Source organism: Xanthomonas sp. SS, assembly GCF_014236835.1.
GTDB lineage: Bacteria > Pseudomonadota > Gammaproteobacteria > Xanthomonadales > Xanthomonadaceae > Xanthomonas_A.
In genome coordinates, this window is record NZ_CP051190.1 from 4107101 (window position 1) to 4121719 (window position 14619).

The 14619-nt window shown below is 69.9% G+C and carries 12 protein-coding genes; all 12 read right to left on the minus strand.

Annotated features, from left to right (window positions below):
- Positions 1-175: 175 nt before the first annotated feature.
- Positions 176-1411, minus strand: a complete 1236-nt coding sequence (gene ftsA / locus HEP74_RS17255; RefSeq protein ID WP_003465508.1) for a cell division protein FtsA — start codon at positions 1409-1411, stop codon at positions 176-178.
- The gene (locus tag HEP74_RS17260; protein WP_185813903.1) at positions 1408-2250 is read right to left on the minus strand and encodes a cell division protein FtsQ/DivIB; all 843 of its coding nucleotides are present in this window, start codon (positions 2248-2250) and stop codon (positions 1408-1410) included. The genes ftsA and HEP74_RS17260 overlap by 4 nt, the downstream gene beginning before the upstream one ends.
- Before the next feature lie 127 nt (positions 2251-2377).
- The gene (locus HEP74_RS17265; RefSeq protein ID WP_185813904.1) at positions 2378-3337 is read right to left on the minus strand and encodes a D-alanine--D-alanine ligase; all 960 of its coding nucleotides are present in this window, start codon (positions 3335-3337) and stop codon (positions 2378-2380) included.
- Positions 3334-4770 carry a UDP-N-acetylmuramate--L-alanine ligase gene (gene murC, locus HEP74_RS17270; RefSeq protein WP_185813905.1) on the minus strand — a complete coding sequence of 479 codons (1437 nt, stop codon included), beginning with the start codon at positions 4768-4770 and terminating at the stop codon, positions 3334-3336. The genes HEP74_RS17265 and murC overlap by 4 nt, the downstream gene beginning before the upstream one ends.
- A complete protein-coding gene (gene murG / locus HEP74_RS17275) occupies positions 4767-6038 on the minus strand; it encodes an undecaprenyldiphospho-muramoylpentapeptide beta-N-acetylglucosaminyltransferase (protein WP_255427778.1) in 1272 nt (423 codons plus the stop codon). Before murG ends, murC begins: the two co-directional genes overlap by 4 nt.
- The gene (gene ftsW / locus HEP74_RS17280; protein WP_185813906.1) at positions 6035-7357 is read right to left on the minus strand and encodes a putative lipid II flippase FtsW; all 1323 of its coding nucleotides are present in this window, start codon (positions 7355-7357) and stop codon (positions 6035-6037) included. The genes murG and ftsW overlap by 4 nt, the downstream gene beginning before the upstream one ends.
- Positions 7357-8442: a phospho-N-acetylmuramoyl-pentapeptide-transferase gene (gene mraY / locus HEP74_RS17285; RefSeq protein ID WP_185813907.1), complete on the minus strand. Its 1086-nt coding sequence runs from the start codon at positions 8440-8442 to the stop codon at positions 7357-7359. Before mraY ends, ftsW begins: the two co-directional genes overlap by 1 nt.
- Positions 8432-9949 carry a UDP-N-acetylmuramoyl-tripeptide--D-alanyl-D-alanine ligase gene (locus tag HEP74_RS17290; RefSeq protein WP_185813908.1) on the minus strand — a complete coding sequence of 506 codons (1518 nt, stop codon included), beginning with the start codon at positions 9947-9949 and terminating at the stop codon, positions 8432-8434. Before HEP74_RS17290 ends, mraY begins: the two co-directional genes overlap by 11 nt.
- The gene (locus tag HEP74_RS17295) at positions 9946-11439 is read right to left on the minus strand and encodes a UDP-N-acetylmuramoyl-L-alanyl-D-glutamate--2,6-diaminopimelate ligase (RefSeq protein ID WP_185813909.1); all 1494 of its coding nucleotides are present in this window, start codon (positions 11437-11439) and stop codon (positions 9946-9948) included. Before HEP74_RS17295 ends, HEP74_RS17290 begins: the two co-directional genes overlap by 4 nt.
- Complete coding sequence (locus HEP74_RS17300; protein WP_185813910.1) at positions 11436-13301, minus strand: peptidoglycan D,D-transpeptidase FtsI family protein; 1866 nt, start codon at positions 13299-13301, stop codon at positions 11436-11438. The genes HEP74_RS17295 and HEP74_RS17300 overlap by 4 nt, the downstream gene beginning before the upstream one ends.
- The gene (ftsL, locus tag HEP74_RS17305) at positions 13298-13561 is read right to left on the minus strand and encodes a cell division protein FtsL (protein ID WP_185813911.1); all 264 of its coding nucleotides are present in this window, start codon (positions 13559-13561) and stop codon (positions 13298-13300) included. The genes HEP74_RS17300 and ftsL overlap by 4 nt, the downstream gene beginning before the upstream one ends.
- The gene (gene rsmH, locus HEP74_RS17310) at positions 13558-14607 is read right to left on the minus strand and encodes a 16S rRNA (cytosine(1402)-N(4))-methyltransferase RsmH (protein WP_185816677.1); all 1050 of its coding nucleotides are present in this window, start codon (positions 14605-14607) and stop codon (positions 13558-13560) included. The genes ftsL and rsmH overlap by 4 nt, the downstream gene beginning before the upstream one ends.
- Positions 14608-14619: the final 12 nt, after the last annotated feature.

Sequence of the window (14619 nt, forward strand, 5' to 3'; positions counted from 1 at the left end):
GGGATTCGGGATTCGGGAGTGGGGATCCGTAAAGCGCGATCGCCCAACACCTTTGCCCGCTCCGCGGCGGAATCACTACAAAAAAAACCTGTCGCCTACCCTCTCTCCGCTCTCCGCTTTCTTGCTCTTGCTCTTGCTGTTGCCCTTACGAATCCCCAATCCCGAATCCCGGCCCTCAAAACTCACCGCGATACCAATTCTTCAATTTCTTGAACAGGCTGCCGGCGCGCCCGGTGGGCAGCGACGGACGCCGGGGGTGTTCGATCTGGCTGCCCATCAGCAGCAGGCCCACGCCGGTGGCGTGTACCGGGTTGCCGACCACTTCTCCCAGGCCGGTGACGTGCTGCGGGATGCCCACGCGGACCGGCATCTGCACCATTTCCTCGGCCAGTTCGACCACGCCTTCCATCTTCGAGGCGCCGCCGGTCAGCACCATGCCGGCACGCACCAGTTCCTCGAAGCCGGAGCGGCGCAGTTCGGCCTGCACCATCTCGAAAATCTCCTCGTAGCGGCCCTGCACCGCCTGCGCCAGCGAATGGCGCGGCATGCGCCGCGGCGGGCGGTCGCCGACGCTCGGCACCTGGATGCTTTCCTCGGCGGTGGCCAGCTGCGCCAGCGCGCAGGCGTAGCGCACCTTGATCTGCTCGGCTTCCGGGGTGGGCGTGCGCAGCATGTGCGCGATGTCGTTGGTGACGTGGTCGCCGGCGATCGGCAGCGAGGCGGTGTGGCAGATCGCGCCCTGCACGAACACCGCCAGGTCGGTGGTGCCGGCGCCCATGTCCACCAGCACCACGCCCAGCTCGCGCTCGTCGGCGGTCAGCACCGCGACCGAGGACGCCAGCGAGGACAGGATCAGGTCGTCCACCTGCAGGCCGCAGCGCTGCACGCACTTGCTGATGTTGGCCGCGGCCGACTGCGCGCACACCACCAGGTGCGCGTGCACCTCCAGGCGCACGCCGGTCATGCCGACCGGATTGCGGATGCCTTCCTGCGAATCGTCGAGCACGTACTCGCGCGGGATCGCGTGCAGGATGCGCTGGTCGGCCGGGATCGCCACCGCCTTGGCCGCTTCCAGCACCCGGTCCAGATCGTTCCAGGTCACTTCGCCGTCGCGGATCGGCACGATGCCGGGCGAGTTCTTGCACTGCACGTGGTTGCCGGAGATCGACGCGTACACCGAGCGGATCTCGCAGCCGGCCATCAGCTCCGCTTCCTCGACCGCGCGCTGGATCGACTGCACGGTGGACTCGATGTCCACCACCACGCCGCGCTTGAGACCGCGCGATTCGTGCGAACCGATGCCGATCACCTCGATCGGATTGCCGGGCGAATACTCGCCGACCAGCGCGACGACCTTGGAGGTGCCGATGTCCAGTCCAACGATGAGGGATTTGTCGCCTTTGCGGTTCATGTCTTGGAGCCGGGAATAGAGAATGGGGAATTGGGAATGGGGAAGAGCGGGCTCATGCGCGGGGATGGAGGGTCGGCCAGTGCCGCATGGCGCGCGGGTTGGGTCGGAGCCGTGGGCTTTTTCTCCATTCCCGGTTCCCGGTTCACGATTCCCCGCTCCACGGTGAATCCATTGGTGTAGCGCAGGTCGGCGCGTGCGATCGGCGCCTGTTCCGGCGTGGCCAGTTGCGGCAGTACGCGGGCGAAGCGCGCCAGGCGCGCGCGGGCGTCGTCGCGGCCGACCACCACCTGCACGCCGTTGCCCAGTTGCAGCGACCAGCTGCCGCGCGCGTCCATCGCCACGCCATCGACCTGCAGCCCGGCCGGCGCGAACAGCGCGCGCGATTCGTTGTACAGCGCGACCACGTCCTGCGCCTTGGCATCCGGACCGGCCAGTTGCGGCAACGCCATGCCGCGCAATTCGCTCGGCAAGGCGAAGATGCGGCCCTGCTCGGACAGCATGCGGTCGCTGCCCCAGCGCGCGAACGGACGGTGCTCGGTGACGCGCACTTCCAGCACGTCCGGCCAGCGCTTGCGCACCCGCGCGCTTTCCACCCACGGCAGCCGCTCGATCGCGTCCTGCGCGTCCTGCAGGCGGACCGCGAAGAAACCGCGGCGTGCGTACGGCAACACCACCTGGCGCAACTGCTCGGCCGGCACGCGCTTGAAATCGCCGCTGACCTGCAACCGGCTCAGCGGCCAGCGCTCGGCGCCGACCCAGCCGTTGAGCACCGCCACCACCGGCAACGCGACCAATGCCAGCGCCAGCAGCCAGGCCAGGATGCGCAGGAGGGCGCTCATGCGGCACTCCGTGCCGTGGGATTCGGGATTGGGCATTCGGGATTCGCGCAAGACACGCACGCGAGCGCATCGGCAGCGCGACGCTGCCGCTGTGCGAATCCCCAATCCCGAATCCCGAATCCCGGCTTCACAGCGTCTGCTCCAGCACGCGCCACACCAGTTCTTCGAAATCGATGCCGGCCTGGCGCGCGGCCTTGGGCACCAGCGAGTGGCTGGTCATGCCCGGCGCGGTGTTGGCTTCCAGCAGGGCGAAATCGCCGCTGGTGCCGTCGCGCATCACGTCCACGCGGCCCCAGCCGCGGCAGCCGGCGGCGCGGAACGCGGCCAGCGCCAGTTCGCCCAAGGCGCGCTCGTCGTCGCCGTCCAGGCCGGGGCACAGGTACTGGGTGTCCTCGGCCACGTACTTGGCGTGGTAGTCGTACCACTGGCCCTTGGGCACGATGCGGATCGACGGCAGCGCGGTGTCGCCGAGGATGGCCACGGTCAGCTCGTCGCCGACGATCATCTGCTCCATCAGCAGCTCGCCGTCGTAGCGCGCGGCCAGGGCCACCGCCTCGTCCAGCTGCGCCGGTTCGAACACGCGGGTCACGCCGACGCTGGAACCTTCGTTGGCCGGCTTGACGATCACCGGCAGGCCCAGTTGCGCGGCCGCGGCGCGGATCGCGTCGGCCTGCGCGGTCGCGGCCAGGCGCACGTAGCGCGGCGTCGGCAGGCCCAGCGACAGCCACACCTGCTTGGTCCGCACCTTGTCCATGCTCAGTGCCGAGCCGAGCACCGGCGAGCCGGTGTAGGGCACACCGAACGCGTCCATCAGGCCCTGCACGATGCCGTCTTCGCCGCCGCCGTTGTGGCCGTGCAGCACGTTGAACACGCGATCGAAGCGCTTGTCGACCAATGCCTGCGCCAACGCAGGAATGCCGTCCACCGCGACCGCATCGACGCCGCGTGCGCGCAGCGCCTCGAGCACGTTGCGGCCCGAATCCAGCGACACTTCGCGCTCGCTGGAGGTGCCGCCGAGCAGCACCGCGACGCGGCCGAACACGGCCGGATCGGCGTGGCGCGGCGGCGCGAAGGTCGGCGCGCTCATGCCTTCACCCCCGCGGTGAACCCGTCCTGCGCGATGTGCTGGGCGACGTAGCCGATGTCGCCGGCGCCCATCATCAACAGCAGGTCGCCATCCTGCAGCACGTCCGGCAGCACTTCGCTCAGTTCGGCGACCTGCCCGACCACCACCGGCTCGCTGCGCCCGCGCGCACGGATCGCGCGCGCCAGCGAGCGCGCGTCGGCACCCGGGATGGGCGCTTCGCCGGCCGGGTAGACCTCGCTGAGCACCAGCGCATCCACTTCCGACAGCACCGCGGCGAACGCGTCGAACTGGTCGCGAGTGCGGCTGTAGCGGTGCGGCTGGAACGCGACCACCAGGCGCTTGTCCGGCCAGCCGCCGCGCGCGGCGGCGAACACCGCGGCCAGTTCGCGCGGATGGTGGCCGTAGTCATCGACCAGGCGCACACGTGCGCCGGCGGCGGTGGTCACTTCGCCCAGGTCGTTGAAGCGGCGGCCGATGCCGGCGAAGCTCTGCAGCGCACTGGCGATCGCCTCAGGCGCCACGCCCAGCTGCCAGCCGATGGCGGCGGCGGCCAGCGCGTTGAGCACGTTGTGCCGGCCCGGCAAGGCCAGCGTCACCGGGGTGCTGCTGCCTTCCGGCAGGCGCAGGGTGAAGCGCATGCGCGGGCCGTCCTGGACCACGTCCTCGGCGCGCACGTCGGCGTTCTCGCTGAAGCCGTAGCTCATCACGTGGCGCGGGGTCTTGGCGGCCAGCGCGGCCACTTCCGGATCGTCGATGCACAGCACCGCCAGCCCGTAGAACGGCAGGCGCTGCAGGAATTCGGCGAACGCGGCCTGCACCCGGGCGAAATCGTTGCCGTAGTTCTCCAGATGATCGGCGTCGATGTTGGTGATCACCGAGATCAGCGGATTCAGGCGCAGGAAGCTGCCGTCGCTCTCGTCGGCCTCGGCCACCAGCCACTGGCCGCCGCCGAGCTTGGCGTTGGCGCCGGCGGCGAGCAGCTGCCCGCCGATCACGAAGGTCGGGTCCAGCCCGCCTTCGCTGAGCACCGCCGCGGCCAGGCTGGTGGTGGTGGTCTTGCCGTGCGTGCCGGCCACCGCGATACCGCGGCGGAAGCGCATCAGCTCGGCCAGCATCGCCGCGCGCGGCATGATCGGGATGCGCTGGCTGCGCGCCTCCATCAGTTCCGGGTTGTCGTCGCGGATCGCGCTGGACACCACCACGCAGTCGGTGCCGAGCACGTTGGCCGCCGAATGCCCGCGCATCACCCGCGCGCCGAGCGTGACCAGGCGCCGCGTCGCCGCGTTGTCGGCGTTGTCCGACCCGGACACTTCGTAGCCCAGGGTCAGCATGACCTCGGCGATCCCGCTCATGCCGGTGCCGCCGATGCCGACGAAGTGCACGCGCGGAAACGCGCGGACCAGGTCGCCGGTGTCGTGGAGGCGGCGGATCATTGCGCACCTCCTGCGGAGGTGCCGGGATTGGGGATTCGGGATTGGGGATTGGTGGCGTCGCCGGTGGCCTGTTGCCGCGGCGTCTCGCCCTGTACGGATGTCTGCATGGTGTCCTGCTTGTGCTCCTGCTCTTTACGAATCCCCAATCCCCAATCCCGACTCCCGGCCTCTTCCAGAATGATGTCGGCGATCCGCTCGGCCGCATCCGGCTTGGCCAGGCTGCGCGCGGCGTCGGCCATGGACAGGCGACGTGCGGGGTTGCCGAGCAGGTCGCGCAGCACGCCATGCAGGTTGGTGGCCAGGGCGTCGTCCTGCTTCAGCAGCACGGCGGCGCCGCGTTCGACCAGGTATTCGGCGTTGCGGGTCTGGTGGTCGTCGACCGCGGCGGCGAACGGCACCAGCACGCTGCCGATGCCGACCGCGCACAGTTCGGCCAGGGTCGAGGCGCCGGCGCGGCACACGATCAGGTCGGCCCAGGCGTAGGCGGCGGCCATGTCGCCGATGAAGGCTTCGACGCTGGCTTCGACGCCGGCATCGGCATAGGCCTGGGCCGCTTCGTCGCGCAATTTCTCGCCGCACTGGTGGCGTACCTCGACCTGCGCACCGAGCGCTGCCAGCGCGCGCGGCAGCGCCTGGTTCAGCGCGCGCGCGCCCTGGCTGCCGCCGAGCACCAGCAGGCGCACCGCGCCGTCGCGCGCGGCGAAGCGCTGCGCCGGTGGTGCCAGCGCGGCGATCTCGGCGCGCACCGGATTGCCCACCGCTTCCTCGCGTGCGGCGAAGCTGCCCGGGAATCCGGTCAGCACGCGCCGCGCGACGCGCGACAGCACCTTGTTGGTCAGGCCCGGCGCGCGGTTCTGTTCGTGCACCAGCAGCGGCAGTTTCATCAGGCGTGCGGCGATGCCGCCCGGACCGGCGGCGAAGCCGCCGAAGCTGACCACCGCGCGCGGCATGCGCCGGCGCAGCACGAAGCCGGCGGCGCGGATCGCGCGCATGACCCGCAGCGGCGCGCCGAACAGCGCCAGCGCGCCCTTGCCGCGCAGGCCACCGATCTCGATGGTGTCGATCTCGATGCCGTGCTGCGGCACCAGTTGCGTTTCCATGCGCCCGGCCGCGCCCAGCCACACCACCGGCACGCCGCGCGCGCGCAGCACCTTGGCCACCGCCAGCGCCGGGAAGATGTGCCCGCCGGTGCCACCGGCGAGGATCATCACCGGGCGCGATGCAGCGTCGGTCATGACGGTGCTGGTCATCGGCACGGACACACTCATCCCAGCCTCCCGAAGGTCGGCTCGACCCGCGGCTGCATGCGGCTGGTACCGCGCGCCGGGGTGCCGGCCTGGATCGCCGCAGCCACCGCGCTGGCGCTGGCTTCGCGCGCGGCCTGCAGGTCCTCGGCACTGTCCACGGTCTGCCTGACCGGCGGCGCCGCATCGCTGCGCACCTTCGCCACCTGGCGTTCGGCGCGATCGAGTTCGTAGGACACGCGCAGCAGCAGGCCCATCGCCACGCAGGTCATCAGCACGCTGGAACCGCCGGCGGAGATCAGCGGCAGGGTCAGGCCCTTGGTCGGCAGGATGCCCAGATTCACGCCGACCGAGACGAAGCTCTGCAGGCTGATCCACAGGCCGATGCCGAAGGCGATGTAGCCGGAGAAGTGGCGCTTCATTTCCACGCAGCGCATGCCCAGCCAGAACGCGCGCCCGACCAGCAGCGCGTACAGCGCGATGATCAGGCACACGCCGGTGAAGCCCAGTTCCTCGGCGATCACCGAGAAGATGAAATCGGTGTGCGCTTCGGGCAGGTAGTTGAGCTTCTGCACCGAGCCGCCCAGGCCGACCCCGAACAGTTCGCCGCGGCCCACCGCCATCAACGCGTTGGACAGCTGGTAGCCGGAGCCGAGCTGATCGGCCCACGGGTCCAGGAACGAGGTGATGCGGCGCAGGCGGTAAGGTTCCAGGATCGCGATGAAGGCGAACACCGGCAGGCCGATCACGATCGGCATCGACATGCGCGGCAGGTTGACCCCGCCCAGCACCAGCATGCCGGCGGTGATCGCCAGCAGCAGCGTGGAGGAACCGAAGTCCGGCTGCATCAGCAGCAGGCCGACCAGCGCCACCGCCACGCCCAGCGGCTTGAGCATCGCCGGCCAGGTCGCGTTGACCTCGTCGCGGAAGCGCACCAGGTAGCTGGACAGCCACACGATGTACAGCACCTTGACCGCTTCCACGGTCTGGAACTTGGAGATGCCCAGGTTGATCCAGCGTCGCGCGCCGTTGACGCTGCTGCCCAGCCCGGGCACGAACACCACGATCAGCAGGCCGAAGCAGGCCAGCAGCAGCAGCTGGTTGTACTGCTCGATGTTCTTCAGCTCGGTGCGCATCGTCCAGATCGCCAGGCCGATGCCGCCGGCCAGGAACAGCAGGTGCCGGGTCAGGTAGTAGAACGGGCTGACGGTCAGCTCGATCGAGCTGGAACCGACCATCACCACGCCCAGCGAGGCCAGCGCCACCACGGCGCCGAGCAGCCACGGATCGTAGCGTCCGCCGATGGCCTCGAGTCGGGTTGCCTGGCGTGCGGCATCGTTCATCAGCGCACCTTCAACGTGGCCAGGCCGACCAGCACCAGCACCACCGAGATGATCCAGAAGCGCACGATCACCCGCGGCTCGGGCCAGCCCTTCAGCTCGAAGTGGTGGTGGATCGGCGCCATGCGGAACACGCGCTTGCCGGTGAGCTTGAACGAGGCGACCTGGATCATCACCGACAGCGTCTCGACCACGAACACGCCGCCCATGATCACCAGCACCAGTTCCTGGCGCACGATCACCGCGATGGTGCCGAGCACCGCGCCCAGCGCCAGCGCGCCGATGTCGCCCATGAACACCATCGCCGGGTAGGTGTTGAACCACAGGAAACCCAGGCCCGCGCCGGCGATCGCCGCGCAGATGATGATCAGCTCGCCGGCGCCGGGGATCGAGGGAATCTTCAGATAGGCGGAGAACACCGCGTTGCCCGAGGCGTAGGCGAACACGCCCAGCGCGCAGGCCACCAGCACGGTCGGCATGATCGCCAGCCCGTCCAGGCCGTCGGTCAGGTTGACCGCGTTGGAGAAGCCGACGATCCAGAAGTAGGCGATGGCGACGAAGCTGATCCCGGCCAGCGGCAGCGCGATCGACTTGAACATCGGGATGTAGAAGGTGATCGCGGCCGGCACGTCGGCGGTGTAGTACAGGAACAGGCCGGCGGCCAGGCCGAAGATCGACTGCAGCAGGTACTTCCAGCGCGACTTCAGCCCGTTCGGGTCGCGGCGCACGATCTTGATCCAGTCGTCGTACCAGCCGATCACGCCGAACGCCAGCATCACCGCCAGCACCAGCCACACGTAGCGGTTGCGCAGGTCGCCCCACAGCAGCACCGACAGCAGCACGGTCAGCAGGATCATCGAGCCGCCCATGGTCGGCGTGCCGGCCTTGGAGAAATGGCTCTGCGGGCCGTCCTGACGAATCGGCTGGCCGCCCTTGAACTGCGCCAGCTTGCGGATCACCGCCGGACCCAGCCACAGCGACAGGAACAGCGAGGTCAGCGCCGCGAGGATGCCGCGGAAGGTGAGGTAGCCGAACAGCCCGAACAGGCTCTCCAACTGCTGCAGCCAGCGGGACAGTTCAAGCAGCATGCGGCGCCTCCTCTCCCTGCGCCAGCAGCGCGCTCACGATCTTGTCCATGGCGCTGCCGCGCGAACCTTTGACCAGGAGCGTGGCCGGGACTCGGGACTCGGGACTCGGGATTCGGAGGGGCGCAACGCCAGCGGACGCCGCACCGGTGCTCTCATGCATTTGTTCTGTTTCCTGCTCTTGATCCTGCTCTTCCCGAGGCCCGACCGTGGCCGCACGCAGATCCGCGCGCAACGCGGCGATCAACGCCGCGTGGCTGTCGAACACGCGGCCGTTCTCGCCGAAGGCCTGCGCGGCGACGGCGCTGAGCGGGCCCAGCGCGTACAGCCGGGTCAGGCCAGCGTCGCGGGCGCGGCGGCCGCCGCTGGCGTGCAGCGCCTCGGCGCCGTCGCCGAGTTCGCGCATGTCGCCCAGCACCAGCCAGCGCTCGCCACCGGCCGCGGCCAGCGCGTCGATCGCCGCGGCCAGCGACCCGGGGTTGGCGTTGTAGCTGTCGTCGATCAGCACCGCGCCGCCGGGCAGCGTGTGCGCGATCTGTCGGCCCGGCACCGGCTGCACCTGCGCCAGGCCCGCGGCGATCAGCGCCGGCGCGATGTCCAGCGCCAGCGCCAGCGAGGCGGCGGCCAGTGCGTTCATCAGGTTGTGCCGACCCGGCAGCGGCAGCGTGGTTTCGATCTCGCCCTGCGGGGTGACCAGCACGAACTGCGAGCGGTCCGCGCGCATGCGCAGCTGCGTGGCGGTGACCTCGGCGCTGGCCTGCAGGCCGAAGCGCAGCACGCGCGGAGCCAGCGGCGCCGGCAGGCGCTGTTCGAACCACAGCCCGAACGCGTCGTCGGCATTGATCACCGCGGTACCGTCGGCGGTCAGTGCGGCGTAGATCGCACCCTTGGTCTCGGCGACGCCGAGCAGGCTGCCCATCCGCTCCAGATGCGCCGGGGCGATGTTGTTCACCAGCGCCGCATCGGGGGCGACGATGTCGGTCAGGTAGGCGATGTCGCCCGGCTTGCCGGCGCCCATCTCGTAGATCGCGTAGTCGGCCGCGTCCGGCGCTTCGATCACCGCCAACGGCAGGCCGATCTCGTTGTTGCGGTTGCCGGGATTGGCGTAGACGCTGCCGCCGTTCACCCGGCAAGCATGCTGCAGGATCGCCAGCAGTAGCGCCTTGACGCTGGTCTTGCCGTTGCTGCCGGTGATCGCGGCCACCCGCGTGGCGCGGCCGCGCTGCATGCCGGCGGCGATCCGCGCCAATGCCAACTGGGTGTCGGCAACCAGGATCTGCGGCAATTCGATTTGCGGCTGCAGCAGTTCCACCAGCAATGCGCTGGCGCCGCGCGCGGCGGCATCGGCGACGAAGTCGTGACCGTCGAAACGTTCGCCGCGCAGCGCCACGTACAGACTGCCCGGCGCCAGCGTGCGGGTGTCGTGGGCGATCGCATCGATCGCCACGTCATCGCCGTGCAGCTCGGCGCCGGCCCAGTGCGCGATCATCGACAGCGGCAGGCGCTTCATCGGGCGTGCTCCACGGTCCGTGCGGCGCGCGCCTGCAGCGCCTGCGCGGCGACCTCGATGTCGTCGAACGGATGCTGGATACCGGCGATTTCCTGGTACGGCTCGTGGCCCTTGCCGGCGATCAGCACGATGTCGTCGGGGCCGGCTTCGGCCACGGCCAGGGCGATGGCCTGCGCGCGGTCGCGCTGCACGCGCACCGCCTGCAGGTCGGTGAACCCGGCCAGGATGTCGGCGACGATGCGATCGCCGTCCTCGCCGCGCGGATTGTCGTCGGTGACGATCACCGCATCGGCCAGGCGCTGCGCGATCGCCGCCATCTGCGGGCGCTTGCCGGTGTCGCGCTCGCCGCCGCAGCCGAACACGCACAGCAGGCGGCCGTGGGCGTGGCCGCGCAGGCTGTCCAGCGCCTGCTCCAGCGCGTCCGGGGTGTGCGCGTAATCGATCACCAGCAGCGGCTGCGCGTCGCTGCCGCCGAGGCGGTTCATGCGCCCGCGGATCGGCTGCAGCTGCGACAGCGTCGCGGCGATACGCGCCGGCGCCACGTCCAGCGCGTACAGCGCGCCGGCCACGGCCAGCAGGTTGTCCACGTTGAAGCGGCCGAGCAGCAACGACTGCACTGGATGCCGCGCACCGTCGATCAGCAGGTCGAAACCGATGCCGCGCGCGTCCAGGCGCAGCGCCTCGGCGCGCAGCGTGGCGCCGGCCTGGCCGCGCGAACTGACGCCGATGCGGCGCAGTGCCGGGTCCAGCGTCGCCAGCAAATCACGGCCGAACGCGTCGTCGAGATTGACGACCGCGGCCTTCAGCCCCGGCGTGGCGAACAGGCGCGCCTTGGCCGCGCCGTAGCCGGCCATGTCGCCGTGGTAGTCCAGATGGTCGCGGGTGAGATTGGTGAACACCGCCACGTCGAAGTGCACCGCATCCACGCGGCCCTGGTCCAGCGCGTGCGAGCTCACTTCCATCGCCACCGCCTGCGCGCCGGCGTCGCGCAGCTGCGCCAGCAGCGCGTGCGTCTGCAGCACCAGCGGGGTGGTGAAACCGGTCGGCACCACGTCGCCGTACAGGCCGACGCCGAGCGTGCCGATGCTGCCGCTGCGCGTGCCCAGGCACTGCCAGGCCTGCGCCAGCAGCTGCACGGTGGAGGTCTTGCCGTTGGTGCCGGTAACTCCGACCATGGTCATCGTCTGCGACGGATGGCCGTGGAACTGGTCGGCCATCGCGCCCATGCGCGCACGCAGGCCCGGCACCGCGATCGCGTCGACCGGGGCCGGCAACTCGACCGGCGCCGGCGGTTCGAACAAGATCGCCGCGGCGCCATTGGCCTGCGCCTGCGCGACGAAGCCCAGCCCGTGCGCGCCGAACCCGGCGATCGCCACGAACGCATCGCCGGCGCGCACCGCACGGCTGTCCATGACCAGCCCGGACACCTGCACGTCGCGCGCCAGCGCCACGTCCGGCAGCAATTTCGACAGCGGCAGCGCACGGCTCACTGATGCGTCTCCTGCAACGGCACCGGCTGCGCGACCGGCGGCGGCGCGACGGCACGCGCGCTCGGCAGCGCGGCTTCGACCTCGGCGGCGGCGTCGGGCACCACGGCCGGGTCCGGTTCCACCGGCACCGGCGGCGGCGCATGGCCGCTCTTGCCGGCGGCCTGCGCCGCCAGCCATGCCTGGATGTCGTCCGGCGGCACGTCCATCAGCCGCAGCGCGCCTTCCATCACGTTGTGGAACACCGGCGCCGAGACCAGGCCGCCGTAGTACTTGGCGCCCTGCGGATCGTTGATCACGATGACCGTGGCGAAGCGCGGATTGCTAGCCGGCACCAGGCCGGCGAACAGCGCGTTGTAGTGGCCGCGGATATAGCCGCCCGGACCGTTGAGGCGCGCGGTGCCGGTCTTGCCGGCGACGTGGTAGCCGAGGATCGCCGCGCCCTTGGCGCCGCCCTGGGTCACCACGGTTTCCATCATCGACACCACTTCCTTGGCGATCGCCGGACTCAGCACTTCCTTGGTGTCCTCGTGCTGGCCCTTGATGAAGGTCGGCGTGACCAGCTTGCCGCCGTTGCCGAGCGCGCAGTACGCGCGCGCGATCTGCAGCGGCGTCACCGACAGGCCGTAGCCGTAGGACATGGTGGTCTTGGACGACCCGCTCCAGCGTCCCGGCGACGGCAGCACGCCGGCCGATTCGCCGGGGAAACCGCTGTGCGGGGCGCTGCCGTAGCCGTAGCTGTGGATCTGGTCGTAGAAGGTCTGGTCCGGCAGCTTGGCCGCGATCTTGGCCGCGCCGATGTTGGAGCTGCGGGTGATCACGCCGGTCACGGTCAGCACGCCGTTGTTGCGCGGCACGTCCTTGATGGTGAAGCGGCCGATCGCCATGTAGCCCGGGTTGGTGTCGATCAGCGTGTCCTTGGTCACCACCCCGGCCTTGAGCGCGGTGGAGATGGTCAACGGCTTCATCGTCGACCCCGGCTCGACCAGGTCGGTGACCGCGCGGTTGCGGCGCGCATCGGAATTGACCCCGGTGACCGAGTTCGGGTTGTAGGTCGGCAGGTTGACCATGGCCATGATCTCGCCGGTGGCCACGTCCATCACCACGATCGAGCCGCCGGCGGCGTTGTTTTCCACCAGCGCGTTGCGCAGCTCCTTGTAGGCCAGGAACTGGATGCGGCGATCGATGCTGAGGGTCAGGTCCTTGCCCGGCTCGGCCGGCTTGACCAGGTCGATGCTCTCCACGATCGCGCCCTTGCGGTCGCGGATCACGCGCTTGGAGCCGGGCTTGCCGCGCAGCCACTCGTCGAACGCCAGCTCCAGCCCTTCCTGGCCGCGGTCGTCGATGTTGGTGAAGCCGAGCACGTGCGCCATCGCTTCGCCCTGCGGGTAGAAGCGGCGGAACTCGCGCTGCGAGAACACGCCCGGGATGCCCAGCGCGACCACCGCATGCGCCTTGTCCGGATTGATCCGGCGCTTGAGGTACATGAACTCCTTGTCCGACTTCTGCGACAGCTTGGCGGCCAGTTCGTCGCTGGGCAGTTCCAGCGCCTGCGCCAGCTGCGGGATGCGGTCGGGATTGCGCAGCAGTTCCTGCGGATTGACCCAGATCGATTCCACCGGCGTGGACACCGCCAGCGGCTCGCCGTTGCGGTCGGTGATCATGCCGCGCGAGGTCGCGATCGGCAGCTCGCGCAGGTAGCGCGCCTCGCCCTGGCGCTGGTAGAAATCGCTGTTGATGATCTGCACGTAGGCGGCGCGGCCGATCAGGGTGACCGAGCACAGGCTCAGCGCCGCACCGACCAGCACCAGCCGGCCACGGAGATTGAAGTTGCTGCGCGGGCGGTTGCGGCCGGTCTTGCTCATGGCCGCACCACCACGATGTCGCCGGTTTCCGGAAACTTCATGCCCAGCCGCTCGCGCGCGACCTGGTCGACGCGATTGCTTTCGGCCCAGGTCGCCTGCTCCAGCTGCAGCCGGCCGAACTCGATGTTCAGCTCGTCGCGGTTGTGCTCCAGCCGCGACAGCTCGACGAACAGCTGGCGATGGCGATGACGCATGTACACCACCCCGATCGCCGAAGAGATGGTGCAGGCGAGCAGCACGATGAGCAGCAGCCGGCTCATTGGGCGTCTCCTGACGGAGACGCCGGGATTGGGGATTCGGAATTGGGGATTGGGCGAGCGCTCTTCTCCAATCCCGAATCCCCAATCCCCAATCCCAGCTTCTCAGCCACCCGCAGCACCGCGCTGCGCGCACGCGGGTTGCCGGCCAGTTCGTCGGCGTCGGCCTTGATCGCACCGCCATGCAGTTGCAGGGTCGGCACGAACGGCTGCGCTTCGGGCAGGCGGCGGTTGCTCGGCGGGGCCTTGGCGTGGCGGTTCATGAACTGCTTGACGATGCGGTCTTCCAGCGAGTGGAAGCTGATCACCGCCAGGCGGCCGCCCGGCTTGAGTTTGGCCAGCGCTGCGTCCAAGCCGGCTTCGAGGTCGGCCAGCTCGCGGTTGATGTGGATGCGGATCGCCTGGAAGCTGCGCGTGGCCGGATGGGTCTTGCTGTCGCCGCGCGGCATCACGCTGGCGATCAGCTCGGCCAGCTGCGCGGTGCGGGTCAGCGGCTGCTCGGCGCGGCGCGCCACGATCGCGCGGGCGATGCGCCGGCTCTGGCGTTCGTCGCCATAGGTCCACAGCACGTCGGCGATGGCGCGCTCGTCGGCGCGCGCCAGCCACTGCGCGGCGCTTTCGCCGGCGTCAGGATCCATGCGCATGTCCAGCGGGCCGTCCTTGCCGAACGAGAAACCGCGCGCGGCCACATCCAGCTGCGGCGAGGACACGCCCAGGTCGAACAGCACCCCGTCCAGGTCGGTGGCGGCATCCCACTGCCCCAGTTCGGCGAAGCTGCCGCGGCGGATGCGCACGCGCGCGTCGCCACCGAACGCATGTTCGGCTTCGGCGATCGCCTCGGGATCCTTGTCCATCAACAGCAGCCGGCCTCCTGGGCCGAGTTTGTGCAGCACCCCGCGCGCGTGTCCGCCACGCCCGAACGTGCCATCCAGATAGATTCCGTCTTCGATCACCTGCAGCCCGTCCATGACCTGCGCGAACAACACCGGCACATGCGCCGCCGGCGGTTGCGACACCGGAAGGTGACCGGCCTGCGCCTGTCCGCGCATCCGGACACCCCG

Coding starts and splice junctions, on each gene's coding strand:
- ftsA (WP_003465508.1), bottom strand. CDS start 1,411: ATGAACCGCAAAGGCGACAAATCCCTCATCGTTGGACTGGACATCGGC.
- HEP74_RS17260 (WP_185813903.1), bottom strand. CDS start 2,250: ATGAGCGCCCTCCTGCGCATCCTGGCCTGGCTGCTGGCGCTGGCATTG.
- HEP74_RS17265 (WP_185813904.1), bottom strand. CDS start 3,337: ATGAGCGCGCCGACCTTCGCGCCGCCGCGCCACGCCGATCCGGCCGTG.
- murC (WP_185813905.1), bottom strand. CDS start 4,770: ATGATCCGCCGCCTCCACGACACCGGCGACCTGGTCCGCGCGTTTCCG.
- murG (WP_255427778.1), bottom strand. CDS start 6,038: ATGAGTGTGTCCGTGCCGATGACCAGCACCGTCATGACCGACGCTGCA.
- ftsW (WP_185813906.1), bottom strand. CDS start 7,357: ATGAACGATGCCGCACGCCAGGCAACCCGACTCGAGGCCATCGGCGGA.
- mraY (WP_185813907.1), bottom strand. CDS start 8,442: ATGCTGCTTGAACTGTCCCGCTGGCTGCAGCAGTTGGAGAGCCTGTTC.
- HEP74_RS17290 (WP_185813908.1), bottom strand. CDS start 9,949: ATGAAGCGCCTGCCGCTGTCGATGATCGCGCACTGGGCCGGCGCCGAG.
- HEP74_RS17300 (WP_185813910.1), bottom strand. CDS start 13,301: ATGAGCAAGACCGGCCGCAACCGCCCGCGCAGCAACTTCAATCTCCGT.
- ftsL (WP_185813911.1), bottom strand. CDS start 13,561: ATGAGCCGGCTGCTGCTCATCGTGCTGCTCGCCTGCACCATCTCTTCG.
- rsmH (WP_185816677.1), bottom strand. CDS start 14,607: ATGCGCGGACAGGCGCAGGCCGGTCACCTTCCGGTGTCGCAACCGCCG.